We start from the raw sequence: 26,998 nt of genomic DNA on the forward strand, positions 1-26,998 counted from the left end.
ACCAAAGAAATTTCAGCCTGGTTGTATTGTTACTAGAAATATTGACGTTTGATTCCTATGTGATACCTCTGATTTGATTAGGAATCCATTTTCGTGATAGTTGGTGGCTACGAGAAGCGTAGCCGTGGACGTTTCGTGCGGTGTTGATTCAAGAAGAAAATTCAAGTCCTGCGGGATGGAAAGGCATAGGTGAGACCCCACAGTGCGTAGCACAGGAGGCTCAGGCAGCCGCCCGCGGAAAGCGTAGTGTATTTCCGAAGTGGTAGTTACACCAGTCTGTAGATTTTTTGTCAACAATCTTTTAGAAAACAGCCAAAAAGAAAGACGCCAATAATCTTATTTAAATGAAACAAATGGCTATCATTCATTTATCCTTATTAGTTTATTTTTATAGAATAGATTTGCTTGGACATATATAACGGTTTTCATTTTTATAAAAATTCTTTAATTACTAGTTGTTTAACCGGTTCATTACTTGTCAGATACCATACCCTATATCATTAGACTAAATAAATTAAGATAGAAGTGAGAACACCGTTGAAGGAGATAGGAGGGATAGTATGTTTCCAGCAACACGAAGGCAACAACCCTTTAGAGGCAATCACCCTGCAAGATTTGACCCATTCAATTATCAAAATCAAAATATTCAACAAACCAATCCGTTCCGACGAGATTTTTTAGCACCACAACAACCACCACGTCAGGGTCGCCCACCGGGACGAAGACCATCTTCTGGGATAGACTCATTAATAAGAGATGAAAATGGGAAGATTGATATGGTTAAAATTGGAAATGGCGTGCAAAATGTTATGGGTGTAGTCAATCAAGCAGGACCAGTTATGAATATGGTTAAAGGTCTTCTTAGATAAGGAATTATCAGAATAAAAAGGCATTATTACAAGCATTTCCCTAATTGGAATGCTGAAATAATGCCTTTTTAAATTCAATCGACAATTCGACGATTGGTATTTTTATAGTTAATAATTTTTCCTCCAAATTTATATAAATAGATCAACTATAAATTTTCAATTTTGCCCACCGCTGTTCCTCTGTTAGTTTATTACCATGTGGGTGGTATTTATATTGGTGTTTAAGAAAAAATAATTTGAAGTTTTAGACGACAAAACATTTAACTAATTACAAACTGATGACCTGCCACTTCTAACGCTTGATCAATGTCAGCAATTAAATCATCCACATGTTCCAGCCCAACTGATAATCGCAATAAACCATCAGTGATACCTCTTTTTTCCCTTTCTATCCTTGGCATTGCCGCATGTGACATTGTTGCTGGATAGGAGAGTATCGATTCAACAGCCCCAAGACTAACTGCGAAAACTGGTAATCGCATAGATTCCACAAACGCTTTTGCGATTGCTTTATTTGGTAACCGAAAAGAAAGAACGGCTCCATCCCCCTTCGTTTGTCTAAGATGAATAGGATAGCCTCGGTGAAATCTTAAACCAGGATAAAATACCTCTTCTATTAATGGATGATCTACTAAATGGGTTGCAATTTTCATGGCGGATCCAGATGATTGTTTTAACCGAGTTCCAAGTGTTTTCATGCCCTGAACTAACAAATAGGAATCCTGTGCACCAAGAATGGAGCCAAAGGTGTTTTGAATAAATGCTAGCTTTTCACCGAGTTCCTCATTTTTGGTTACAGCTAAACCAGCAATAATATCGCTATGACCAGATAAAAATTTTGTGGCACTGTGAAGGACAATATCGACACCTAGCTCGAGTGGACTTTGATAAAATGGTGTCATAAAGGTGTTATCTAGAAAAGTTAAGCAGTAGTTAGCCTTAGCTATCTTAACCACTCCTTCAATATCGGTAATGTTCAAACAAGGATTGGAAGGTGTTTCGATGTATATGACCTTTGTGTTTTGTTTGATTGCCCCCGCCACTTCGTTAAGATCTGTCATATTTACAAAGGTGTAATCAATTAAGTATTTATTTAACACCTCTGTGATAAAGCGATAAGTTCCTCCGTACACATCCTCGGAAACTAACACATGATCACCTGAGGATAGTAGCATAAACGCTGAAGAAATTGCTGACATACCAGAAGCAAAGGCTAACCCCCTTGATCCTCCCTCTAATTGTGCTATTGTTTGTTCCAATGCAAGTCTGGTAGGATTTCCTGATCGACTATAATCAAACGGTCCAAAGTCATCAAAGCTTTCTTGATGATAGGTCGATGATAAATAAATAGGTACATTTACCGCACCTGTCTTTTGCTCGACCAATCCACTTGATGATGCATGAATTAATTTGGTTTCAAATTGATCCTGATTAGAGTTCATCCCAAGTTGCCGCCTCCTTTTCTAAGATTAAAAATGCTTGCCTTAAGTCAGTCTTTAAATCCTCCACATGCTCAATCCCTACTGAAAAACGCAATAATCGATTGCATACCCCCCTGCGAATTCGTTCTTGCTCTGGAATGTCACCATGAGTCTGTGTTGCAGGGTACGTGATAAAACTTTCAACCCCACCTAGACTTTCTGCAAAAGTAATCAACTGAAGCTGTTGTAAAAAAGGGGCAATCCATTCACTTTTCTTAAGACGAAACGAAAGCATTCCACCAATCCCAGGATATAATATATCCGTGACATTGGGTTCGTTAGATAGATACTCGACAATAGTTTTCGCATTTTCATCATGCTGCTTCATTCGCAAGCCAAGTGTTTTCAACCCCCTGATTAACAGCCACGAATCAAACGGAGATAGAACTCCACCAGTAGCATTATGGATGAAAGCTAATTTCTCGCATACATCAGTTCCTTTCGCTACCACTAATCCTGCCAGCACATCATTATGACCACCGATATATTTGGTTGCACTATGAATGACGATAGTAGCGCCTAATTCTAGCGGTCGCTGAAAATATGGAGTAAGAAACGTGTTATCCACTATCAGTAAAAGACCATTTCGCTCAGCAAGTGCTGAAAACTGATTAATATCAATTTCCTGCATTAATGGGTTCGTTGGTGTCTCTATAAAAATTGCCTTTGTATTTTTTGTAATTAGTTTTTGCGTTTCACTAACATTAGTAAACTCGGAATAAATCGTTTTGATATCATAAGTGCTAGAGTAATGTTCAAGTAGTCGATATGTCCCACCATAAATGTCCTCTGGAACAATTAGTTCATCTCCTGATTGAAAAAGGGAAAGAACTAATTGAATAGCTGCCATTCCAGAACTACAGGCATAGCCGCAATCTCCTCCTTCTAATTCTGCCAACCCTTTTTCGAGAATTGCCCGAGTCGGGTTTTTCGTACGACTGTAGTCATAACCAGTTGATTGGCCAAGCCCCTGATGCTGGTATGCGGTTGATAGATAAATTGGTGGATTTACGGCACCTGTAGTCGAATCACTTTGATTACCAAGCTGTGCCAATATGGTTTCAATACTTCTACCAGTCATGTCATTCATCCTTTAAAATAGATTGTAAGCAAAAAAATAAGAGACCCTCCGCATAAGAAGAAGGTCTCTACTATCAAAACAATCTTCTTATCTTTTAAGCAGTTGGACTGCCTATTGGAATTAGCACCATACCTATAGGTTGGTTGCTGAGACATCGTCGGGCCAAATCCCTCCGTCTCTCTTGATAAGAATTAATCTATTAAGTTTGTTGGAAAATTCTAACTTTTTGTAAGTGTAAATGAATTTGGAAAATAATTCAAGTTAATTTTTAAATTATTTAAGTTGACTTATTATGAATAGGATTACCATAACCTTCCAATAACCTTTGTTAAGCCTCCTCATATAATGTAACTAAATAAAAAAAACCTAAGGAATCAACATTAAATAGCAATTCCATTCACAACGTCCAACAAAATCACCGGAGACAAATACCCAAATAAAGCAATTACTGTTGACAACTACTACCTAAATATTATATTGTTGTATCTAATTCCGATTAAAACGGTGTGAATTATATGATTAGGTGTGATGTCCATGTTCATTTCAATAAATCAATTAAATAAACAGTTTCTAGATAAAGATAAAAACCCTTCAATCGTATTAAAGGACATTAACCTGCAGATTGAAAAAGGTGAATTTGTTTCTATCTTAGGACCTTCAGGTTGTGGAAAATCCACACTCCTTTCTATTGTTGCTGGGTTAACAGAAGCCACAAACGGAGAAATTTTAGTGGATGGAAAAGCAATTAATAAACCAGGGAAAGACCGCGGAATGGTATTCCAAGAAGCAGCATTATTTCCATGGATCAATGTTTTAGAAAATGTTATTTTCCCTTTAAAAAAAGAAATGTCCAAAAAAGAAGCAACCAAACAAGCGAGAAACTATTTAAAAATGGTGCAGCTCACGAATTATCTTGATCATTATCCACATGAGCTTTCCGGTGGGATGCAACAGCGGGTTGCGATTGCCAGAGCACTTGCAATGGACCCAGAGATATTATTAATGGATGAACCATTTGGTGCTTTAGATGAGCAAACACGAACTAGATTGCACGGACAACTCGAGGATATCTGGATACAAACGAAAAAAACAGTGCTTTTTGTTACCCATAGTATTTCTGAATCTATTAAACTGTCTGATCGAATCATTGTAATGGGAACAAGACCAGGAACAGTATTAACTGATATTAAGGTCGATTTACCACGTCCAAGGGATGAACATAAAGAAGAGATGCTAAAAATTGAAGAGCATATCATGAGTTATCTCAAAAAGGAAATCGATAAAGTAGTTAGTGAGGAATTAAACCATGAAGCCAATTTATAAACGTCTTATCTTCTTTGCTCTACTGCTAGGTATATGGGAACTAGGTGGCCAAATAGGCCTTTGGGCGGAAATCATTCTTCCTCCCCCAACGAAAGTATTTACATCCCTTTATGTTGGCATCACAGATATGACCTTGATTTATGATTTAATCGCTAGTTTCAGACGCCTAATCATTGGATTAGTCATTGCATTATTAATTGGTACCAGTATTGGTGTTTTGATAGCGAAGTCTAAAACAGCCGATGACACGATTGGCTCAATGTTGCTAGCCTTTCAAAGTGTTCCAAGTATCGTTTGGTTACCACTTGCAATTATGTGGTTCGGATTAAATGAACAGGCAGTAATTTTTGTAGTAATTTTAGGTGGAACTTTTGTAATGGCAATAAACGTTCGCACAGGTATCAAAAATGTCCACCCACTTTATATAAAAGCTGCCCAAACGATGGGGTCAAGTGGGATTGATTTATTCATCCGGGTTATTTTCCCAGCCTCGATTCCTCATTTGGTAACAGGTTCTAGACTTGCTTGGGCATTTGCCTGGAGAGCTCTAATAGCAGGTGAACTATTAACTACAGGACCTGGTCTTGGTTACACATTGAGTTACGCCTCCGATTTCGGAGACATGAGTTTGGTAATTGGTGTAATGATTATTATTGGTGTGATAGGTTCAATCGTTGACCAACTAATTTTCCAACGTGTGGAGAAGTCGGTTGCAAGACGATGGGGACTTTAATAAGATAAAAGATAAATTTTAGGAGGCTAACTATGAAAAAAGGACTTTTATTTTTCTCTATTTTACTAGCATTTGCAGGATTACTAGCTGGATGTGGGAGCTCTTCCGCTACAAACGCAGAAGGTGTAGTTGAAAAGGTTACAATCGGTTACTTCCCGAACATTAACCATGTTCCTGCAATGGTGGCAAAAGCTGAAGGCTATTACCAAGAACAGCTTGGTGAGGATATTGAAATTGAATATAAGACATTTCCAGATGGTGCAGCATTTATGACTGCTCTAAAAACCGGAGAAATTGAAGCTGGTCTTGTCGGACCGGGACCTGCAATGAATAACTATACGACTGGAACAGATGTAAATATTATCGCAGGTGGTTCAACAGGTGGAACAGTTATTCTTGCTAGAGATGGTAGCGGAATTGAAACAGCAGAAGACTTAGCCGGAAAAACCTTTGTAACTCCAAGAGTGGGCTGTACTCATGATGTTCAATTTGAAACATATATGAAAGAAGAACTTGGAATGACTTCACAACGTATTGGTGGAGAAATGATTCACACAACAGGTCCTCCAGCTCAATACCAAGCAATGTTCGAAACCGAAAAAGTTGATGTAGCCGTTGCACCTGAGCCATGGGCATCTGTATTGCAACAAGAAACAGGTGCAAAGGTAATTATTAATTCGACCGAAGTATCATGGGGTACTACATTACCAGCCTCTGTATTGGTAGCTTCAGGCGAACTAATTGAATCTAACCCTGATTTAATTCAAAAGATTGTTAATGCACACAAGGATGCAACAGCATTTATCGCTGAAAATCCAGAAGAGGCTAAAACAATTACAATCAATGACATTAAAGAGGAAACTGGTCAAGAGTTAAGCAAAGAAGTAATTGATCGTTCATGGGAAAACATTGGCTTCACATACGAAGTTGATGCGGATGCCGTTCAAGCATTTGGAGATTCTTCTTACGACCTTAAATTCCTAAAAGAACAACCTGACTTTTCTGATCTAATCGATACACAATTTATCGACTAATATCCCAATGAAAAAGGTGTCGGCATTTATGCTGGCGCCTTTTTTTCTATACATTCGATTTTTGATAGCGTTGATGAATTCTCCTGTAACCATCCGATACTTGAAAATATTAATAAGTACCATTTAGAAGTATTATCCTCCTACATTTGGTAACAATAGAAATAAAAACCGGGAGGATCACCATGGCTACTATTTTTGAATCAATAAAAGATTATTTACAAATGACAACAGACAATGAATCAAAAACCCCTCTTCACGTTGGAGAGGTAATGAGCTGTTGGCTTTACCTTACGTTAATGAATGAAGCCACAATCTATATCCAAATCGGACTAAATACAACTATAGATGATGAAGTTAAAAAAATATTAAAAGATAGCTTAAAACAATGTGAAAAACAAGGACAAAGAGTCAAGGCTTTTATGAAAGCAGAAGGAGTCCATCTACCATCAACTAGTGAACAACGACCAGACTCTGATCCAAATGGTGTACCCCTTGGTGCAAAATTAACAGACGATGAGATTATGAATGGTTTAAGTATTAAGACAGTTACATCAACCCTACACTGTGCGGGAGCTGCAAGCCAATGTATCAGGAATGACGTAGCTACAATGTTCATGGAATGCATGTTAGAAAAAATGAAGTTTGGGGTTACACTTAAGAAACTTATGCGTAAACGCGGCTGGATTAAAGTACCGCCTTATTACTATCCACCAGGAGCTCCAAATAATTAAAAAAAAGGTGTCAGATTTGACTCTGACACCTTTTTGAATTGGGTGAACTGATGAAAGACTTTAAGCAATTCAAACTAGTACAAGAAGAGCAACACCAACAATCATTAACAAAACAGATCCTATCACTCCGACAAAAACTGCCTTCATACCGACTTTCTTAAAGTCACCAAAATTAATGCTTAATCCCAGACCAGCCATGGCCATCGATAGAAATAAAATGCTAACACCAATCAAGAAGTCTATTAGCCCATCCGGTAATATTCCAGTTGAGTTTAGCATGCTCATTGCTAAAAATCCAAAGATAAACCAAGGAACAGGTAAGTTTTTCAAACTTCGTTTACCTTTAATTTCTTGGTTACGATTCTTATAGGAAAAGAAACTACCTAAAATAATTGCTACAGGTATCAACAATGCCACTCTGCCCATTTTCACTAAAATCGCCATCTCACTACTGACATCCCCACCCGGAATTGATGCAGCCACAACATGGGCCAATTCGTGAAGAGTCGCTCCAACAAGTACTCCATATTGATAAGAGTCAAGATCGAGTAGAGCATAGAGAATCGAATAAAAAATTGTTCCAATCGTACCAAGAATAGCAATAAATGCAACAGCAATGGCTACATGTTCTTTTTTTGCTTTGATTAACGGTGCAACAGCTACAATTGCTGCAGCGCCACAAATAGCTGTTCCGACAGCTAGTAATGCAGCAAACTTTTCATCAACTGCAAACCATTTCCCAAGCAGAAGCATAACGACAATTGTAAACGTGACAACAATGATATCAACAAAGAAAATGGACGAACCCGCAGAGATGATTTGATCCAGATTTAGTCTTAATCCCATCAGAATAATTCCAGCACGTAGTAAAATTTTCGAACTGAAAGTTATCCCAACTGGCGAATGGACTGGAACATTGAAAAAGTTTTTCCATCCTACACCTAAAAATATTGAAATAATCATTACTCCCATGATAGAAAAGAACGGGAGCTCAGCAACGAATCGAGCAACTATTGCTAAAACTAATGTTAAAAGAACTCCTTTTGCAAAGCCCTTGGTTAAGTATTTATTATAAGCGTTGTCTTGTTTCTTATTTGACACGACAAATCCCCCAAATTCACTTACATTTAAACTGTAATTCTTCTAAACGGTATAGTACTATTAATGATAAGTAAAATGAATTATTTTTATAATGATAATAAGATTTACTAATCATTCGGAGTTAGGAGGTAAATTAAAGTGGATCACCAGCTTTTAGCGTTCATTACTGTTGCTGAAAAACGAAATTTCACAAGGGCAGCAGAATCTCTACACCTGACACAATCAGCTATCACATTATCAATAAAATCCTTAGAAAAAAAGTACAATGTAAAGCTACTTGATCGGACAAACAAATATGTCAGGTTAACAAAAGCAGGAGAAATAGTTTATTTTCATGGGAAGGAAATACTTGGAGGTTATCAACAGATAGAGCGATTAATTGACGAATTATCTAATTCAGCTAGCGGTAGTTTATTCATCGGATCGAGTTTAACGTTTGGGGAATATATTTTACCTAGGCTTATCGCTGAGTTCAATCAGCTTTATCCTAAAATTCAACCTGATATATCGATTCGAAACTCTACCCGGGTTCTTACTCAATTAGAAAGGGGTGAATTAGATTTGGGAATTATTGAGGGAAAAATAGAAAATTCAAAACTTACAATCCAAGCCTTTGCTGAAGATGAAATGTTGATTATCCTTCCAACCCAACACCCACTAGCCCCAAAAAATGAAATCGATTTAATGGAGCTTAAGCAGGAAACATGGATTATTCGTGAAGAAGGTTCAGGAACGCGGCAAGCACTTGAAAGATTGTTTGTAGAAAATGGTTTCACCCCGAAAGTAACTAGAACATTTGGAAGCTCGCAAATTATTAAAGAGTCGGTCGAGGCTGGGTTAGGTATTGCTTTGTTGTCTAAATGGGTGATTCGAAAAGAGATTCAACTCGGAACGATTAAACCGATTCGAATAAAAAATAACCCGATTGTAAGAAGTTTTTATTACGCCATCCGAAGTTCAGACTTCCAACCTAAAACAACAGAATTGTTTCTAGAATTTTTAAAACGTAATCCCTATCTGATTGATAACAGTTTATAGAAGAAGTAACCCTCATTGGATTACTTCCTCTACTTACAATTCCACGATTGCTTTAATAACCTTCTCCTCTGGATTATACCAGCTTTCATATACCTCAATCATTTGATCAAAGGTAGTCCGGTGGGTAATAAATGTGCTCGCATCTACATATCCATTTTTAACGGCATCAATCACAACCTGGAAGTCTTCTTTTGTTGCATTTCGACTAGCCAACAAAGTGAGTTCCTTTTTATGAAATTCAGGATCTGAAAAGGTAATGTCATCCTTAACCAATCCTACGAAAATTAGTTTTCCACCATGTGATACATAGTCAAATGAATTGGACATTGACATAACGTTTCCCGTTGCATCGAATACTACAGTTGGCATATCCCCTGAGGTAATCTCCATCAATGAATTAATTACGTTCCCTTTGACATTTACCGTGTGGTCTACCTTAGCCCATTTTCGGCAAAAATCAAGCCGTTCCTCATTAATGTCAAGTGCTATCACTTTGGCTCCACGCTTCTTAGCCAGTGCCATGACTCCCAATCCAATTGGACCTGCTCCAATTACCAAAGCATACTCGTTTTCCTTAATTTCTGAACGCCTAACCGCATGGGCTCCGATACTTAAAGGCTCTAAAATTGCCGCTTGATCGAAGCTTATCTCATTTGTTTTTATTAAGTTTTTCATAGGTACAGACAATATCTCAGCCATGCCTCCATCAACGTGAACACCCATTACTTGCATGTTGGTGCAGCAATTGGACTTACCTCTTTTACAGGCAATACACTCTCCACATTCAAGATAAGGGATAACCGATACAGAATCACCCTTTTTTAAGCCAAAATTGTTATTGCCAATCTGTTCAACTTCTCCAGATAATTCATGTCCTAGAACCCTAGGATAAGTGAAAAAGGGTTGATTTCCTTTGTACGCATGTAAATCTGTTCCACAAATCCCGATACGCTTAATTCTTACTAAGGCATTTCCTGATTGAAATAAAGGAACCTCAACATTCTTGTAGGCAAATTGGTTTGGTTTTTCACAGACGATTGTTTTCAAAATTATTTCCCTCCTTTGATTCCTGATTAATTGCCCATGATTGATTATGAACTGGCTCTAATATTCTAAGTACTTCCTTTAATAAGCTGCTATTGATTGGCTCTGCCGCCCACCTAATATTTTTTTCGACATTTTCGACGCTAGCAGTACTCACCAACGTTGTTGGTATTCTTTGATCTGCGATAGAGTATTGGATTGCTAGTTTGGAAATATCCTCTCCCTGACTTCGGCAAAATTCTGCAGCCTTTTTACAAGCTTGTTTAATTTCTTCTCCAGCAGGGTGCCAATCCGGTACTGGTCGGTTGCTTAATAAGCCCATCGATATTGGGGAAGCATTGATTAGCCCGACCTTCCGCTTCGTTAATAAAGGTAATAAATGTGATAACGACGTATCATTCAGCGAGTAGTGGCAATAAGACAAAATTACGTCCAAATCAACATGTTTAAGCATGCGTTCAAATACAGATAACGGTAATCCCGATACCCCATAAAAACGAATTTTCCCTTGCTCCTTTAACTTTTGGAGAGCTGGAATTGCCTCAGTAATAATTTGATTAAAGTCACCGAACTCAATATCATGTAATAACAACATGTCAATATAATCTGTATGCAAACGTGCCATACTTTCCTCAACACTATTCATTATTCTTGCATAAGAAAAGTCAAACTCATTTTCCCCATACCGTCCAGCCTTCGTTGATAAAATAAACTTATCTCTTGGAATATTCATGATTGCTTTACCTAATACTGTTTCAGCTTTCGTTAAACCATAGTACGGGGAAACATCAATGTAATTTATACCCAGTTCAACTGCTTTATGAACAGCCCGGATTCCCTCTTCTTCATTTATTTCACGAAAGACCGAGCCAAGTGAAGAAGCACCATAGCTAAGCGTTGAAACTTCGAGACCAGTATCTCCTAGTTTTCTATATTGCATGTTATCCCTCCTGTATGTGAATTTCTGCTAGTTACAAAAGACTTAAAATGACTCAAGTTCCAAATTAGAGTCTTATTCGTCAATCCCATAAAACTTAGCGCAATTTCCACCCAAAATCCTCTCTTGTTCAGCAGATGGTAGTGACTGGATAAACTGTTCGACAATACCCATCACCACTTGGTATTCCTTACTTAATGTGCAGACAGGCCAATCAGAACCAATCATTAATCGATCAGGACCAAACGCTTGATAGACTACGTCTAGATATGGAGTGAAATCCTCCTGCACCCAAAACTTTAGATTTGCTTCCGTAACCATCCCTGATAACTTGCAATACACATTTGGATGAGCGGCTATTCGTTTTATATCTCGCTTCCATGGTGATTGCAATTGATTTTTAATATCCGGTTTGGCTAAATGATCAATAACAAAAAGTTGTTTTGGAAATGCTTCGACCAATTCGACTGCGAAAGGAATATGCTTTGGAAATAACAATAAATCATAAGTCAATCCGTAGTCTTTCAAACTAGCTATTCCCCTTTGAAAGTCCTTCCTTAGCATAAATTGATCATCTAATTCATCGTGAACTACATGACGAACCCCTTTGAAGAGATTATTACTTGAAAAATGTCTGAGCTGTTTGTCAACAGTTGGGGAGCAAAGATCGACCCAACCAACAACCCCTTTTATAAATGAAGACCTTTCCGCTAATTGTAAAAGCCAGTCTGTTTCTGCGAGTGATTGTCGCGCTTGGACCACAACTGAACCGTCAAACTTGTTGCTCTTCAGAATTGGTTCTAGGTCATCAGGTAAAAAGTCCTGTTTAAGTACATGTTGATCGTCGCCAATCCATCCAAATTCTTTTTCATTGTAATTCCAAAAATGATGATGAGAATCAATTTTCATATTTTCCCCTCCAATTGGATAGATTTTTCTAGACAAATTGTTACCGGTAACATAGAATAGAAAGTGCAACCGTTTCCAATATATTCAAGTTAAGTAGCTACTATTCATAGCCCCTATTTTAAAACTACTATCCACTACTTTATCATTTTCCAGGAAAGGAAGAAGACTAATGGCTACAATTTATGATGTTGCGAAAAGAGCAAACGTTTCTGCCATGACTGTGTCGAGGGTCATTAATAATGGCTCATCAATAAAAGAATCGACCCGTTTACGTGTAGAAAAAGCAATTAAAGAACTAGACTATATTCCAAACCGTTCAGCTCAAAGCTTAATTTCGAAAGACACGAAATTATTATCTTTGTTAATCACTGATGTTGCTAACCCCTTTTTTACTAGCATCGCTCGAGGGGCGGAGGACAAAGCACACGAAAAAGGGTATCAGCTTGTTTTTAGCAACTCGGATGAGAACATTGAAAAAGAAACATCGTATATACGTTCTGCCGTATCTAGAGGTATCGACGGGATGCTACTTACTCCCTCTGGTGACTTTTCGATACAGAACATAAACATATTAACTAAATATAAAATTCCGTTTGTTTTGGTTGATAGAAGCCTTAAAGGCATTGAATCTGACATTGTTCACGGTGACAACTCAGACGGAACAAAAAAACTAATGGATCACCTGTTTGAAAATGGGCATCGTACTATTGGATTTGTCACTGGTCCCTCTTCAATTTCCAATGTCAGAGAACGTGGAGATGCCTATAAGCAATTCATTAAAGATAACAAGCTACCCTTCAATGAAAAATGGACTTTTCAGACGGATCTTGCCAGAATGCAAACATTATCCTATATTAATCTCCTGTTAGAAGCATCCAAAGAGGATCGGCCAACCGCGATACTTTGCTCTAATAACTTTTTAGCTGCCGATTTAGTAAATAATATGAACAAAATGGGGCTTCATGTACCCGATGATATCTCTGTTGTCTGTTTTGATGATCCACATGCCATCCAAATGCCTAACTCCTTTTTCACGGTAGTTAATCAACCAGCCTACAAATTTGGGTACACTGGGATGGAAATGTTAATTGATCGTATTGAAGGAAAATCTGGTAAGGAGCATAAAGAAATTGTCTACGATACCGAATTAATTATCCGTCAATCTACGAAAAAAATTAATTAACTTAAATTCTATTAGAAAGGGCTTCTCATTCAGTAATTGATTGAGCAAGCCCTTTTTAAGTTTTATCTAATGTTTAGGCTCTATTAGTTCCGTTACTTTTTAACAGTTGTTGAAAAATGCGACGTAACCCAGTTGAATTTCCGCTTCGGGCAGTCGCTTTCCGCGGGCAACGCTTCAACTTCCTCGGAAGAAAACCACTTCCTGTGGGATTTTCAGCTGTTGCTTTTCCCGCAGGAGTCTACTGCCCTCCGCTCCAATCATCAATCCTATTTCAACAATATGAAAGGAAGTTAGGTGCAGTCCAAAAACTAGCGTAATGTCGTTCAACAGCAGAATAGCTGTTCAAATGGAGAAAATCCTGTCCTCAAATTGCCATAGGCTTTATCCTTTCATAATCTGTACACTTTTTTAAGCATAGACAGAATACGTAAGCTCCTCGATAATACAAATACATTTTCTAAGTGCCATATTGATTCAGTAAGATATTTCAGGGATTGAAAGATTATTAGTTACTCCTGCGATCACTCGTCGCATGAAGACAGATATTGTTGTTTTAATGTAGTAGTCAAAAACAATGAACTATACCAACGGAGGAAATACACGGAGACTCCTGCGGGATGGAAAGGCATAGGTGAGACCCCACAGTGCGTAAGCACGAGGAGGCTCAACAGCCGCCCGCGGAAAGCGTAGTGTATTTCCGAAGTGGTAAGTTATTACACAATTAATAGGTCTTGTATCAAAATAGTCCTAGCGATACAATGGTCCGAAATTCTGACAAGCACGGTAATCTGCACCTTCAGGATCCTTAGTTCCAAACATCCCCCAAGTACTAGGTCTAAACAGCTTTTCATCAGAAACATTATGCATATTAACCGGAATCCGAAGCATCGAAGCAAGAGTTATTAAGTCGGCACCAATATGGCCATAACTCATCGCACAATGATTTGCACCCCAACTATTCATCACAGTATACACATCACGGAAAGCTCCTTCTCCCGTTGTATTAGGCACAAACCAAGTCGTTGGCCAAGTAGGATCCGTCCGATTATCTAGCTTTTCATGAACTTCCTCTGGTACATCGACAGTATAACCTTCTGCAATTTGCAGGACAGGACCTAGACCTTTAATTAGATTAATCCGCGCAATTGTTACCGGCATATTCCCCTTAGTTAGGAAGTCACTAGACCAGCCACCACCACGGAAGTATTCAGTTGAAGCAGGTCTCCATAAAGTCGCATCTAATGATTTATTTACCTCTTCGTCCGTAACCTCCCAGAACGGTTTCATCACAGGCTTACCGTCTTTTGTTTGTTCTCCCGCTCCATCGAGTGCCGCAGGACCAGAGTTAATTAAATGGATAATGCCCTGTTCCGCTTTACCTGATAAAGTATGTCCTGTAACTCGCTTAACTGCATCTGGACTCCAATAGGTTCTCACATCTGCGAAAAGCTGTGCCGCATTAGTTAACAGATGTCCAAACAACATCGTTACTCCGTTTAGGCTATCATTTTCCGTCGCCACCATATAAGGTGCACGGATACCATTCCAATCAAATGATGAATTTAGTATTGCTTCCATAAAATCACCATTTGGGAAATGATCTGTCCACTGACGCTGGCCCTGGAATCCAGCAGCAATTGCATTATGACCAAATGCTTCCTCTTCATAGCCCAGTTCACCAAGCTTTGGATTTCCAACCATTAAATCTCTAGCGATCAAGGTCATTTTCACACTAACTTCCCAGTCCTGATCCAACTGTTCTCTCGTTCTCTTAGCGCCTTCACCGTTATTATCCGGACCTTCCTTACAGTTTTCCTTTACCCATTTTAATGCTTTGTTGAATTCATCTTTATCATATATTTCTTCATTCAATCTTCTAACATATTCAGTCATATCAATATATTCATTTCGCATGCCTAAATAGTCTTGGAAAAAGTCTTCGTTAACCATACTTCCTGCAATTCCCATTGAAACCGATCCCATCGATAGATAGGATTTACCCTTCATCATCGCAACGGCTAAGCCAGCTTTTGTGAAACGCAGAATCTTTTCTTGAACATCATCAGGAATTGTTGGATCACCAATGTCTTGAACATCCTCACCATAAATACCAAATGCTGGTATCCCCTTTTGATTATGTGCAGCAAGAACAGCAGCAAGATAAACGGCTCCAGGGCGATTGGTTCCATTAAATCCCCAAACAGCTTTTGGAATTGCCGGATCCATATCCATTGTTTCAGATCCATAGCACCAACAAGGTGTGACAGTAAGGGATACACCGACACCTTCTCTTGCAAATTTTTCTGCTGTTTGAGTTGCTTCTGCTACCCCACCAATACACGTATCGGCAATCACACATTCTACAGGCTCACCATTGTAATGGCGTAAATTTTCCGATAAAAACGCAGCTACATTTGTAGCCATATTCATTGTTGTTTCCTCTAATGATTCTCGAACACCTTTTCTTCTTCCATCGATTGCCGGGCGGATTCCTATTTTAGGTAATTGACCATAATATCTGTTTTCAGAACTCATCGCGATTCCTCCATATAAAAATTGATTTAAAACATTAAATTAGTTCATTAAAGCGTTCATATGCTGTTTGCCATTCAGGCTGATTTTCTGGCTCGTATACCTTTGTTGTAAACGAACGTTCCACAATTTCTCTTGCCTCTGCTAAATCCTTAATTTGACCAAGGGCAATTAATTGTCCAATTGAGTTGCCAATCGAACTAACCTCAATCGGACCAGCAACAACTCGCCGTTGTGTAGCATTAGCAGTAAATTGGCACAACCACTCATTTTGGATACCGCCACCACCCATATGGATCACTTCTAACGATTTCCCAGTTAACTGTTCAAGCCTTTCTAGAACCCATCTGTACTTTAGGGCTAAGCTTTCCAATATACAACGGAGAAATTCTCCTTTTGTTGTGGGAACTGTCTGACCTGTATCTTGACAATACTGTTGAATTTGCTTCGGCATATTTTCTGGATTTAAAAAGTCGGTTGTATCCGGATTAATAAACCGTTGAAAGGGTTTCGTGTCCCTAACCAATTCATACTCCTCTTGATACGAAATCGAACTACCTTCCTTTTCCCAGATTGCTTTTGACTGTTGGATTAGCCACAAGCCCATACTATTTTTAAGTAGACGGTATTCGCCGTCCATCGTGCCTTCATTAGTAAATCCCCACCTAAGTGAGTCTTCTGTAACAACCGGTTCTTTAACCTGCACACCGAGCAAAATCCATGTTCCACAACTCATGAAGGCAGCTTGCTCTCCCTGTTTAATCGGTAGTGCTGCTAACGCACATGCTGTGTCATGACCTGCTCCTGCAATAACTTGAACCGGATCCATACTCAATTCTTTATTAATAGACGCAAGCGTAGGACCAAGGATTGTACCTGGTTGAACGACAGGTGCCATCATCTTATGTGGAATATCAAACATATCTAACAGTTCTTTATCCCAGTCTTTCAGACCAAAGTTATACATTGATGTCGATGTACTGATCGTGTATTCATTTGCCTTTTCTCCAGAAAATAAATAGTTTATTAGATTTGGAGTCATTAACAGTGTTTCTGCTCGCTCCAATAAATCGGGCTGACGTTCCTTTATCGCATAAAGCTGACAAATAGTATTAATCTGGGAAGGCTCGACCCCTGATCGTAAGAACCAATCCTTTTTTGAAATCTTTTTTAAAACTCCTTCCATTCCCTGGAAGGTTTGGTTATCTCGATATGAATAAGGATTTCCCAGCAACTCCCCACTTGAAGAAAGAAGCCCAAAATCGACCCCCCATGTATCTACAGCTAAACTTTCGACATCCTTATGGCCCATTTTCAAACTCTTTGAAATTCCTTTTTTCATCTCTTGAAAAATTCTAAGAATATCCCAATAATAATGATTGGTAAGAAATACAGGATGGTTAGAAAAACGATGAATTTCCTCAAGATGCAATCGTTCTCCATCAAACTTAGTTAACATTAATCGTCCATTAGATGCACCTAAATCAAAGGCCCATACTTTTTTCATCACTACACACCCTCCGGACCTTGATTTATTTTGAATCCTTTAGTAATTTTTGACGATATTTTTCAGATGAGAGATTTCTTAAATCCAGGCATTCTTCATCAGTAAGTACTCTTGGTTTTCCTACTGTACAGCTAATCGTGTAAACCTTGGCAGATTCTTCGGTTAATTGCATGAAAAAGAATGCTTCCTTCATCGTTTTTCCTACTGTTAAAACACCATGGTTCCTCATCACAATGACATCGTTTAATTCAACTACATCTGCCACTGCATCCGCCAACACATGTGTTGTGGGAATCATATAGTCTAAATATGCTACACTATTAACCATTGCAGGATAATCTGGAAATAAATTTGGAATATCCTGGCCAGTTGATGAAACACCAACAGAATAACTTGGGTGTGCATGAAGAACAGCGGTAATATCTGGTCGTTTACGGAAACACTCTAGGTGCATTAATATTTCCGAGGATGGTTTTAGATCATCTAATATTTCACCAGTATCAATGTTGACTCGCACCCACTGATGATCCTCAATTTCCTTCAGATCAAATCCACTGGGTGATAGATACATAATGTTTCCATCACGCATGCTAAGGTTACCACCAGCGCCAACCACTAATCCTGTATCAACAATTTTATGTGCATATTTTTTTAAAGTTTGGATAACTTCTGACATGTTTATCCCTCCTACAGTAAGTCTGTATGTAATACTTTTTAAAATTAGATAGGCTTTGAAATAAGTTGCATGAAAACTTCTAATATTCTACTCTTAGGAGATTGACGTATCTAATTTTAATAATTGGAGGTTGCTCTATATGAGCAACCTCCAATTCTGCTCCAAAGGAAGCATCACTTTTTATTCATATAGAACAGCCTGGATATCCTCATCATCAATGTTTGTGTTGTCATACCACATGAAACCTGTATCAATGCTAGCAGGAACTTCTTTGCCATTAATAGCATCTACAGCAGCTTTCACAGTTTCATAGCCAATTCCGATTGGATTCTGAGTAATCGCACCAGCCATTACACCACTTCTAACAGCTTCAATTTGTTGCATACCAGAGTCATAACCAATAACAACGATTTCGCCATCTTTACCTAATTCTTTAACAGCATTTACAACACCAATCGCAGAACCTTCGTTAGCACCGAAGAATCCTTTTAAATCCGGGTGTGCAGCCAAAATTGCTTTTGCAAGGTCAGTTGATTTCAAGTGATCCCCTGCACCGTATTGCACATCAACAATCTCGATATTTGGATAGTTTGCTTCAATTTGCTCAACAAAGCCTGTTTCACGGTCAATACCTGTACGACTTGTTTGGTCATGTACAATTAAAGCTACCTTACCCTCTTCACCAATTAACTCAGCCATTTTATCAGCTGCAAGTGCTGCAGCAGCTTTGTTATCAGTAGCAGCTGTTGTAACAGGAATATCACTGTCTACACCAGAGTCAAATGCAATAATCGGAATTCCGTCACCATCTGCTTGCTGCAAAAGTGGAGTTGCAGCTTGGCTATCTAATGCAGCAAATCCAATAGCATCTGGGTTCTTATCCAGAGCAGCTGTTAACATTTCCATTTGCTTATCAACCTGCGCCTCTGTTTCAGGTCCTTCAAATGTAATTTCTACGTCAAATTCCGCGGCTGCTTGTTCAGCACCTGCTTTTACTGCTTGCCAAAATTGGTGCTGGAAGCCCTTTGAAATGATTGGAATATAAAGCTTCTCATCTCCACTGGCAGCTTCTTCCTCGCCACCTGTATCTTCTCCACTAGTATCTTCACTACCACTTGTATCCGTATCAGAACCAGCCTCTTCTTCACCACCACAAGCAACAAGTACTGTTGCAGCTAGGAACAACATCATCAATACCATTAGAAACTTTCTCACATGGACCACCCCTATATTCTTATTTTGTATTAGAACTCCTTTTCGGAGATAACACCATTTTTAGGCCTTTTGACGCCTTAAGATATCTGCGTAAACGGCAAGGATAATAACAATACCAACTACAACTGTTTGCCATTCCTGAGGAACTGACAGAATACGTAGTCCGTTAGTTAGTACACTCATAATTAGCGCACCAATTACAGTACCAATCATCGTTCCTTTACCACCACTTAACGAGGTTCCACCGATAACAACTGCTGCAATCGCTTCCAATTCATAACCTAAACCAAGTGCTGGTTGAGCAGAATTTAAACGTGATGCCATTAGCACCCCTGCAACACCAGTGAATAAACCGGCAATTGAATAAATAATAATTTTCCAGCGATTTACGTTAACTCCCGATAAACGTGTTGCCTCTTCATTACTACCAAGTGCAAAAGTATATCTTCCTATCACTGTTTTTGAAAGTACGATATAGCCAAAAATAGCCATGATTAGGAAAATCCAAACCGCGTTTGGAATTGCAAGACCGGGAATGATTGTACCTAAAGCAATTTGTGAAAACTCAGGAGTATCTGAGAAGTAAATTGGTTTTGTTCCCGAGATAACTAGTGCTAACCCTTTCGCAATCATCATTACTGCTAATGTTGCGATAAACGGTGGAATTTTCATTTTGGCAACTGCTAAGCCAGATAAGAATCCGGCAAATGCTCCAAATAAAATTCCTAGAACGACACCCAGTGGAGTAGGAAATCCCCAAAAGGTAATAAAAACACCTGTCATAACAGAACATAATGTCATCGCTGTACCTACAGATAAATCAATTCCACCTGTGATGATGACGAAGGTAACTCCTAAAGCTAAAATCCCAATAACAGATGTAGAAAGTAAAATACCAACAATATTTGAAAACTGAAAAAAGTTTGGTGAAGCGAGTGAGAAAAATAAGATTAAAACAATTAAACTGGCAAATGCTAATACCTGCTGTAGAGCTCCCGATCTAATCGGTAGTCTTATCTTCTTTTTCACTGCTTCTGTGTTATCAAGTTCCGGATTCATCCCATTCCCTCCATATCTATCGACTTATTTCTTCACGTTGAGTTGCATAAGTCATAATCGCTTCTTGTGAAGTATTTTCTGCTGTCAACTCGCCAGTAATCCTTCCTTCACACATAACGATTACCCGGTGACTCATACGAATAACTTCAGGTAATTCCGAAGAAATCATAATGATTGACTTCCCCTGTGACGCTAACTGATTAAGTAATTTATAGATTTCACCCTTCGCACCAACATCAATTCCCCTAGTTGGTTCGTCAAATATTAAAATATCACTATCTCGAGTCAACCATTTTCCAATAACGACCTTTTGTTGATTTCCTCCAGATAATAACCGAATCTCTTGATCAATGGTCGGTGTTTTTACTTTTAACTTATCTACCATCTCTTGAGCGATGATTTTAACTTTATTTTCTTTGGTGAACCCAGTCGAGCTGCGAAAATCCTTCATCGAGGCAATGGCGATATTTGATTTAACGTCCATGTTCACAAGTAAACCAAACCGTTTCCGGTCTTCAGATAAATAACCGATACCGTGATTAACTGCGTCGCTTGGGGATTTAATGTTGACCAATTCCCCATTAATATAAATCTCACCAGAATCGATTGGATCTGCACCAAATATAGCTCTTGCTACTTCGGTTCTGCCAGCACCCATGAGTCCAGCAAATCCAAGTATTTCTCCTTTTTTAAGTTGAAAATTGATATCAATTAATTTCTTTCCCCGGTTAAGATTCTTCACGTCAAGAACAACCTCATTATTTCCGGAGTCTACTATAGGACTAGTAGTATTATAGATTTGTCGACCAACCATCATTGAGATAATGTTATCTATTGTCGTTTCTTTAGTATCAACGGTTCCAATATATTCTCCATCTCGCATAACAGTAATTCGATCGGTGATTCGTTTTAGCTCTTCCATACGGTGGGAAATGTAAACAATTCCAACTCCATCTGCTTTTAGCTTTTTAATAATTTCAAATAGTGTATCAATCTCTGAGTCCGTTAGTGCAGCTGTAGGCTCATCCATAATCAATACTTTTGAATTGAAGGATAGTGCCTTTGCTATTTCCACCATCTGTTGTTTAGCAACCGAAAGCTCGGAAACGTACTCTTTAGGATCTAATTTAACTTGAATTCGTTCGAAAAGAGCTTGGGCTTTTTGGTTCAATTCCTTTTCATCTAGAAAAAGTCCAAATCCCTTACGTGGCTCTCTTCCGATGAAAATATTTTGTGCTACAGTTAAATCCTGGGCTAAATTTAATTCCTGGTGAATCATACTAATCCCTAAGTCCTGGGCTGCCTTTGTATTAGGAACCTCTATCTCATTTCCTTGATAGATGATTTTCCCTTCATCTCTCTGATAAATACCAGTCAATACTTTCATTAGGGTAGACTTTCCTGCACCATTCTCACCAACAAGTGCAAGTGTCTCTCCAGCACGTAGCTCTAACTGAATTTTCGACAGGGCTTGAACACCAGGAAAACCTTTAGAAATACCTTCCATTTTAAGTAGAACAGAACTCATCTAATCACCTACTTTTTCTTAGAATATCTATACAACTAATTATACTTTCAAAAATGTTACCGATAACAAAAACTAACAAAAAAAACGAAATGTTGCATATTCCTATTTAATTGACCCTCTTAAAATATCACATCCTCGTTTATTAACTGAGTACTGACATTTAATTGGAAAAAGGTGAAGCGCTTTCATATTTTCTTGTTGAACTGATTATAGAACATGCTTATTAATAAATCAATAGAAATTTTTTAAATTTTTCTAATAATTAAATTAGTAGTTGAAAAAGTTTTAATTAATTCCCTTTAAGATCGTCCATATAATTGGTCCAATCCTGCGTGAACTGGGCTAAGCCTAAATCTGTAAGTGGAGACTGAACCATTTTTTCAAAGGTATCAAAAGACATCGTAATTGCATCAATCCCAGCGTTTGCTAAGTCAACTGCTATTTGTGGTCCTCTAATACTAGCTCCGATTACTTTTGTAGGAGACTTTAAATTTTCGATTGTTTGTAATGCCTCTCGAATAAAACGTTGTCCATCAAAGCTTTGATCGTCTGTCCTTCCAACATAGGGACTAATATAGGTTACACCCGCTTTAGCAGCCAAAACTACATGAGACAAGGAATTAACAAGTGTCATATTTACTTCAACATCCTTTTTGACAAGTTCACCCGCAGCAACAAGACCTTCGAAATTCATTGGGAGTTTAATTACCATTTTTTTACCCCAGCTATTCATTTCGATTGCTTGGTCATACATTGCATCCGCAGTAGATCCAGTAGCCTGACACCAAACCTTTCCATCAATGAGTGTTGCTATTTCTTGGATTTTAGTTTTAAAATCTACTTTTTCCTTTGCAATAATACTTGGATTTGTAGTAATTCCATCCAAAAAGGCTAAACGAGAGGCTTTCTTTACTTCTTCTGTATTTGCTGTATCTAAATAAAATTCCATGCTATATTTCCTCCATTTCGTCTTTCAAATCAGCTAAACGTTGATTGATTGGCACCAGTTGTTGATACGAATCTTTAAATAGTTCAAACATGTTGTCATATATCGGTTGTTTTTTTATGTCAGGCAGATACCTTTGGTCTTCTTGTATCCACTTTTTGGCTACCGAGAAATCCTTTAATAGCCCAACACCAACTCCCCCTGCTATTGCAGCTCCCATCGAGGTTGTTTCGTCTAGTAACCTTGGAACTCGAATCGTGACACCATAATGATCTGCTAGAATCTGTCTCCAAAGTGCACTTTTAGCTCCTCCTCCAAATAACCACATATCGTTAATTGGATGACCGGTTTTTTTAAATGCTTCCAAAATAACACGTAGATTCATCGTAATTCCTTCTAACGTCGCTCTTGCAATATCACCTCTTGAGTGCTTAATGTTTAGTCCGATAAATGCACCCCTTGCGTTTGGGTTCCACCAGGGAGAACGCTCACCCATTAAATATGGCAAATAAAGAAGTTTATGTCCACCCGCAATTGACTCTTCCGCTTCTCGATTCATCAAGTCATAAGCCGATTCCGATTCATTTCGAGCATCTTGAAAGAATTGTTCCCTTACCCATTGAAACGAAGCACCTGCAGCCTGCATCGTTCCACAAGGCACATACTTGGTTTCATCTAAATGAATAAAATTAAACGTCATCATCTGCTTATCAAAAATTGGCTTTGAACTACTTAGTGCAATCCATGAAGAAGAACCAATGTAATTAAATACATCCCCTTCGTCAATAACTCCTGCTCCCATTGCCGCGCAGCTTCCGTCCCCTCCACCCATAACGACAGGTGTCCCTGGAGCTAATCCAGTTTGGTTAGCGGCTTGCACTGTCACCTCTCCAATTACATGTGATGAAGGATAAATTTCAGGTAGCTTCGCCTCATCTATTTCCCAAGCCTCTAAAATAGATGACGACCATTTTTTTGATGAAATATCCAATAAGTTCATGCCACTTGCATCAGAGTAATCTGTTCCAAACTTGTTTGTTAACTTATGAATCAAGTAATCTTTCACATGAAGGTGCTTGTCCGTTTTTTGATAAATTTCGGGTTGATTGTTTTTTATCCAGACGATCTTTGCACCTGAATAGGATGAACTAATTCGATGACCTGTAATCTGATAAATTTCCTTGAATCCGAGTTTTTCTTCAAGAGTCTTCGCTTCTGATTCTGCTCTCATGTCAGCCCATATAATTGCGTCTCGTAAAGGCGAACCATTTTTATCCACTGAAACAACACCCTGCATTTGCGCACTAAAAGACACGCTTGCAATTTGTTTGGGAGATACTTTTGACGACTGAATTAACTTTTGGGTGGAGACACACACCGCTTCCCACCAATCATTCGGATTTTGCTCTGCCCATCCACCCCTTGAATAGTTTGTTTTATATTCAAAAAATGTCCGCGCAACCATTCCGCCATTTTGATCGTAAAGTGTTGCTTTGTTACCGGTTGTCCCAATATCATGGGCTAACAAGTAGGATGTAGTCACGTTAATTCTCCCCTTTATCTGACTGATTGGCTAGATAATATAGTTAATCGGTTACAACGCCCTTTTTAAGAATGATGTTTGCATATAATGCTTTTTCACTAGTCGCAATAACAGCAAAGGCCTTTTTAGTTCGCTCATAAAATTCAAATCGTTCTACATAACCGAAGTCTTCAAAGTTTTCATCGTGTTTTTTGACAATTGAACGATATTCCTCCCAGATAGTTGGTTCAATCGAATCACCATCAACTACCTGCATGAGTGAAACAGCATTTTCACTATATGTATCTAGTGGATAGAATTGTAAAATTGCATCTAGTAATTCCGGAACATTAAGTCCGTCTGCACGAATAAGTCGCTGAGCATTGCCTGCTGCCGGAAAATTTCCATCTCCAAGCACAATTTCATCCCCGTGTCCCATTTCTAAAAGCGTTTTCATTAAATCTGGGGACAAGACTTTTGGAATTCCTTTTAACATAAATATCCTCCTCTAAAATTAGAATGTACAAGTTTGCTAGTTGAACAAACCTTAATTGAATTCTATATGACATTATCAGAAAACTGCAACAATTATTTCTGGTCGAACATTTTAATTTTGTGATTTTAATGGGGAAATCTCTTGAAAAATAGACTTACCGTTTGCAAATTGCAAGGCAAAGAAGTGCAATTTTACTGTAATCTTTTACTTTTGTAGGTACTTAAACTCTCGTTAAATTTATTTATCATAAATAAAATAAAGCGACCAAAACTGGTCGCTTCTGAATTTATTATTTTGGCGGTAATGGTAGTGTTATTAGAAATGTTGTGCCGCTCTCGGAACTCGAAAACAACTCAACCTTACCTTTATGATTCTCGATAATCCTTTGAACGATTGATAATCCCAGACCTGTTCCGTTGTCCTTGTCTGTCAGAAACGGATCAAAGATTACTTGTTGTATGTCAGTAGGAATACCTGTTCCAGTATCTCTTATATAAAGCTGGTAAGTATCCTGCAACTTCTTGCTATAAATTAAAATAGTTCCTCTTTCTACCACGGCTTCACTACTGTTTCTTATTAAATTATACATTACTTGTTTTATTTGTTTCGGATCAAGTAGCAACTGTGTATCATCTAGGTCCGTTTCAATTTGAATGTCATGTTTAAAGGTAGACGGATTATAGTTGTGGATGATTTCTTCAATAATATCCTTTATAAAAGCCTGCTCTAACTTAATTTCCCCTGGTTTTGCAAGCATTAGCATTTCTTCAGCAATCGTGTTAATCCGGTCAAGTTCATTCAACATAAACGGAACATGGTACCTACTATTTTCCTTTTCCGAGAAAGTATTCTTCATAAGGGTTAAAAAACCCTGAATGACAGTTAGTGGATTACGAATTTCATGAGCCGCTCCAGCAAAAAGCTCTCCAACTGCAGCCAGCTTTTCTGATTGGTGCATTCTTTTTTCCAGTTGATGTCTTTCTGTTATATCATTAAGTTGGCATACCCTACCAATAACTTCATTCGAATTATTTTTAAGTTCTGATTGTGAAACTAACAACACAAGTGTTTTAGGTCCTTTTTTGTAAGATACCTTAATATTTTGAACCACTTCTTTTGATCGTAAAATTCTCCAAAACTCTTTGTTTTCAGACTGTTCACTAAAGTTGCCTAGCATTATTTCCTTTAATTTTTCTTGTGTTACATCAAGCAGACTTATTGCGGATGAATTCAGTGAAATATCGGTAGATTTTTCATCAATAGTAACAATTCCAACAAGTACCGAGTTCATTATTTGTTCTCTGTAAGTACGATCGTTAGATACATTTTCAAACAAATTAAAATGCTTTTTAAAAGATAAGGATAATAATATCATTAATAGCACAAATAGAACTAATCCAAAAATAGGTTGTGCCTCTAAAAGTATTCCTAAAACAAAAGCTAAGGCAAGTGTAACGATATAATTAGGAAGTACTTCAACTAGGCTCTTTATTATTGAATTATTGTAAATCAATTCTAACAAATTAAACGATGATGATGAAGTCGTCCAAAAATAAATACCCATTAAAATGACATTAATAAGAAAATAACCAATCAATGATAATAAGTACGCAAAAGAACTCATTGCATTGATATATCCTTCTTCTCCACCTAAGAAAACAAACAAATAGTAGGAGCCACTTATCATCATGGTGTACATCGCAAAATTAAATACGTGTTTCCACCAGATAGATTTTCTTTGAAAAATAATCTCATAAATACTATTTAAAAATAACAAAACTAACGTTATTTCTAATCCGAAAATAAAAACAGATGCCAAATAGATAGATGAATCCATTGAAAGCGCGTTTCCATATGGCGGAAGAATTACCATATGTTGATTTGCAAGAACAATTGAACAAACTAACAAGATAGTTAATAGCCAACCAGGAGAATTAGCGATCTCTAGAAAGGTAGAATGAACATTATGTAAATAAAATAAACTACCTGCCAGTACTAAGGTGATCAGTATATAAGATTTAGTGGTTTTCATAGATGCTTTCAAGAAGAGTCA

General features: G+C 38.0%; 23 protein-coding genes and 1 riboswitch. Of the genes, 7 read left to right on the plus strand and 16 right to left on the minus strand.

The features are described 5' to 3' along the window. Positions 1–560 precede the first annotated feature (560 nt). Positions 561–869, plus strand: coding sequence for a YppG family protein (locus GH741_RS00005; RefSeq protein ID WP_153734729.1), 309 nt, complete (start codon positions 561–563; stop codon positions 867–869). A gap of 260 nt (positions 870–1,129) precedes the next feature. Here the strand turns inward: GH741_RS00005 and GH741_RS00010 are convergent, their stop codons facing one another. Both GH741_RS00010 and GH741_RS00015 read right to left on the minus strand, forming a co-directional pair. Continuing rightward, on the minus strand, positions 1,130–2,311 hold the full coding sequence (locus GH741_RS00010) for an aminotransferase class I/II-fold pyridoxal phosphate-dependent enzyme (RefSeq protein WP_153734730.1): 1,182 nt from the start codon (positions 2,309–2,311) through the stop codon (positions 1,130–1,132). Then, entirely contained in the window at positions 2,301–3,431 is a 1,131-nt protein-coding gene (locus tag GH741_RS00015; RefSeq protein ID WP_153734731.1) for a methionine biosynthesis PLP-dependent protein, read from the minus strand. The genes GH741_RS00010 and GH741_RS00015 overlap by 11 nt, the downstream gene beginning before the upstream one ends. 84 nt (positions 3,432–3,515) lie before the next feature. Beyond that, positions 3,516–3,622, minus strand: a riboswitch (SAM riboswitch). Between the two features lie 343 nt (positions 3,623–3,965). Between GH741_RS00015 and GH741_RS00020 the strand changes: the two genes are divergently transcribed. The 4 genes from GH741_RS00020 to GH741_RS00035 all read left to right on the plus strand — a co-directional run bounded on the left by GH741_RS00020 (position 3,966) and on the right by GH741_RS00035 (position 7,252). Beyond that, positions 3,966–4,754 carry an ABC transporter ATP-binding protein gene (locus GH741_RS00020; protein ID WP_153734732.1) on the plus strand — a complete coding sequence of 263 codons (789 nt, stop codon included), beginning with the start codon at positions 3,966–3,968 and terminating at the stop codon, positions 4,752–4,754. After that, complete coding sequence (locus GH741_RS00025; protein ID WP_153734733.1) at positions 4,738–5,487, plus strand: ABC transporter permease; 750 nt, start codon at positions 4,738–4,740, stop codon at positions 5,485–5,487. The genes GH741_RS00020 and GH741_RS00025 overlap by 17 nt, the downstream gene beginning before the upstream one ends. A gap of 32 nt (positions 5,488–5,519) precedes the next feature. Then, a complete protein-coding gene (locus GH741_RS00030; RefSeq protein ID WP_153734734.1) occupies positions 5,520–6,521 on the plus strand; it encodes an aliphatic sulfonate ABC transporter substrate-binding protein in 1,002 nt (333 codons plus the stop codon). 182 nt (positions 6,522–6,703) lie between these two features. Further along, positions 6,704–7,252 carry a DUF3231 family protein gene (locus GH741_RS00035; protein ID WP_153734735.1) on the plus strand — a complete coding sequence of 183 codons (549 nt, stop codon included), beginning with the start codon at positions 6,704–6,706 and terminating at the stop codon, positions 7,250–7,252. Positions 7,253–7,321: 69 nt separating this feature from the next. On the opposite strand, the gene GH741_RS00040 is transcribed toward GH741_RS00035, so the two are convergent. Beyond that, positions 7,322–8,353, minus strand: a complete 1,032-nt coding sequence (locus GH741_RS00040) for a YeiH family protein (protein ID WP_338079172.1) — start codon at positions 8,351–8,353, stop codon at positions 7,322–7,324. Positions 8,354–8,491: 138 nt separating this feature from the next. On the opposite strand from GH741_RS00040, the gene GH741_RS00045 reads away from it, so the two are divergent. Then, entirely contained in the window at positions 8,492–9,391 is a 900-nt protein-coding gene (locus GH741_RS00045; protein WP_338079173.1) for a LysR substrate-binding domain-containing protein, read from the plus strand. Positions 9,392–9,424: 33 nt separating this feature from the next. Here GH741_RS00045 and GH741_RS00050 read toward each other — a convergent pair whose 3' ends face one another. The 3 genes from GH741_RS00050 to GH741_RS00060 all read right to left on the minus strand — a co-directional run bounded on the left by GH741_RS00050 (position 9,425) and on the right by GH741_RS00060 (position 12,281). Continuing rightward, on the minus strand, positions 9,425–10,438 hold the full coding sequence (locus GH741_RS00050) for a zinc-binding alcohol dehydrogenase family protein (RefSeq protein ID WP_153734736.1): 1,014 nt from the start codon (positions 10,436–10,438) through the stop codon (positions 9,425–9,427). After that, positions 10,419–11,375 carry an aldo/keto reductase gene (locus tag GH741_RS00055; RefSeq protein ID WP_153734737.1) on the minus strand — a complete coding sequence of 319 codons (957 nt, stop codon included), beginning with the start codon at positions 11,373–11,375 and terminating at the stop codon, positions 10,419–10,421. Before GH741_RS00055 ends, GH741_RS00050 begins: the two co-directional genes overlap by 20 nt. A 72-nt stretch (positions 11,376–11,447) precedes the next feature. After that, on the minus strand, positions 11,448–12,281 hold the full coding sequence (locus GH741_RS00060; protein ID WP_153734738.1) for an amidohydrolase family protein: 834 nt from the start codon (positions 12,279–12,281) through the stop codon (positions 11,448–11,450). A gap of 169 nt (positions 12,282–12,450) precedes the next feature. Between GH741_RS00060 and GH741_RS00065 the strand changes: the two genes are divergently transcribed. After that, positions 12,451–13,464, plus strand: coding sequence for a LacI family DNA-binding transcriptional regulator (locus GH741_RS00065; protein WP_153734739.1), 1,014 nt, complete (start codon positions 12,451–12,453; stop codon positions 13,462–13,464). A 747-nt stretch (positions 13,465–14,211) separates the two neighbouring features. Here the strand turns inward: GH741_RS00065 and GH741_RS00070 are convergent. From GH741_RS00070 to GH741_RS00115, 10 genes are all read right to left on the minus strand, one after another. Beyond that, positions 14,212–15,999 carry an L-fucose isomerase gene (locus GH741_RS00070; protein ID WP_153734740.1) on the minus strand — a complete coding sequence of 596 codons (1,788 nt, stop codon included), beginning with the start codon at positions 15,997–15,999 and terminating at the stop codon, positions 14,212–14,214. 34 nt (positions 16,000–16,033) lie between these two features. Further along, positions 16,034–17,503, minus strand: coding sequence for a rhamnulokinase (locus GH741_RS00075; RefSeq protein ID WP_153734741.1), 1,470 nt, complete (start codon positions 17,501–17,503; stop codon positions 16,034–16,036). Positions 17,504–17,528: 25 nt separating this feature from the next. Beyond that, positions 17,529–18,179 carry a class II aldolase/adducin family protein gene (locus GH741_RS00080; protein WP_153734742.1) on the minus strand — a complete coding sequence of 217 codons (651 nt, stop codon included), beginning with the start codon at positions 18,177–18,179 and terminating at the stop codon, positions 17,529–17,531. 180 nt (positions 18,180–18,359) lie between these two features. Then, positions 18,360–19,379 (minus strand): ABC transporter substrate-binding protein, encoded by a 1,020-nt coding sequence (locus GH741_RS00085; RefSeq protein ID WP_153734968.1) that lies wholly within the window; start codon positions 19,377–19,379, stop codon positions 18,360–18,362. Between the two features lie 75 nt (positions 19,380–19,454). Beyond that, on the minus strand, positions 19,455–20,453 hold the full coding sequence (locus tag GH741_RS00090; protein ID WP_153734743.1) for an ABC transporter permease: 999 nt from the start codon (positions 20,451–20,453) through the stop codon (positions 19,455–19,457). A 16-nt stretch (positions 20,454–20,469) separates the two neighbouring features. Next, on the minus strand, positions 20,470–21,981 hold the full coding sequence (locus GH741_RS00095; RefSeq protein WP_153734744.1) for a sugar ABC transporter ATP-binding protein: 1,512 nt from the start codon (positions 21,979–21,981) through the stop codon (positions 20,470–20,472). A gap of 289 nt (positions 21,982–22,270) precedes the next feature. Further along, positions 22,271–22,930 (minus strand): transaldolase family protein, encoded by a 660-nt coding sequence (locus GH741_RS00100; protein ID WP_153734745.1) that lies wholly within the window; start codon positions 22,928–22,930, stop codon positions 22,271–22,273. 1 nt (position 22,931) lies between these two features. Continuing rightward, positions 22,932–24,470 (minus strand): xylulokinase, encoded by a 1,539-nt coding sequence (xylB, locus tag GH741_RS00105; protein WP_338079175.1) that lies wholly within the window; start codon positions 24,468–24,470, stop codon positions 22,932–22,934. A 43-nt stretch (positions 24,471–24,513) separates the two neighbouring features. Next, positions 24,514–24,945: an RbsD/FucU family protein gene (locus tag GH741_RS00110; protein ID WP_153734746.1), complete on the minus strand. Its 432-nt coding sequence runs from the start codon at positions 24,943–24,945 to the stop codon at positions 24,514–24,516. 289 nt (positions 24,946–25,234) lie between these two features. Beyond that, a complete protein-coding gene (locus GH741_RS00115; RefSeq protein WP_205677294.1) occupies positions 25,235–26,977 on the minus strand; it encodes a two-component system sensor histidine kinase NtrB in 1,743 nt (580 codons plus the stop codon). Between the last annotated feature and the right edge of the window lie 21 nt (positions 26,978–26,998).

This window comes from Aquibacillus halophilus, from assembly GCF_009649745.1.
Lineage (GTDB): Bacteria > Bacillota > Bacilli > Bacillales > Amphibacillaceae > Aquibacillus > Aquibacillus halophilus.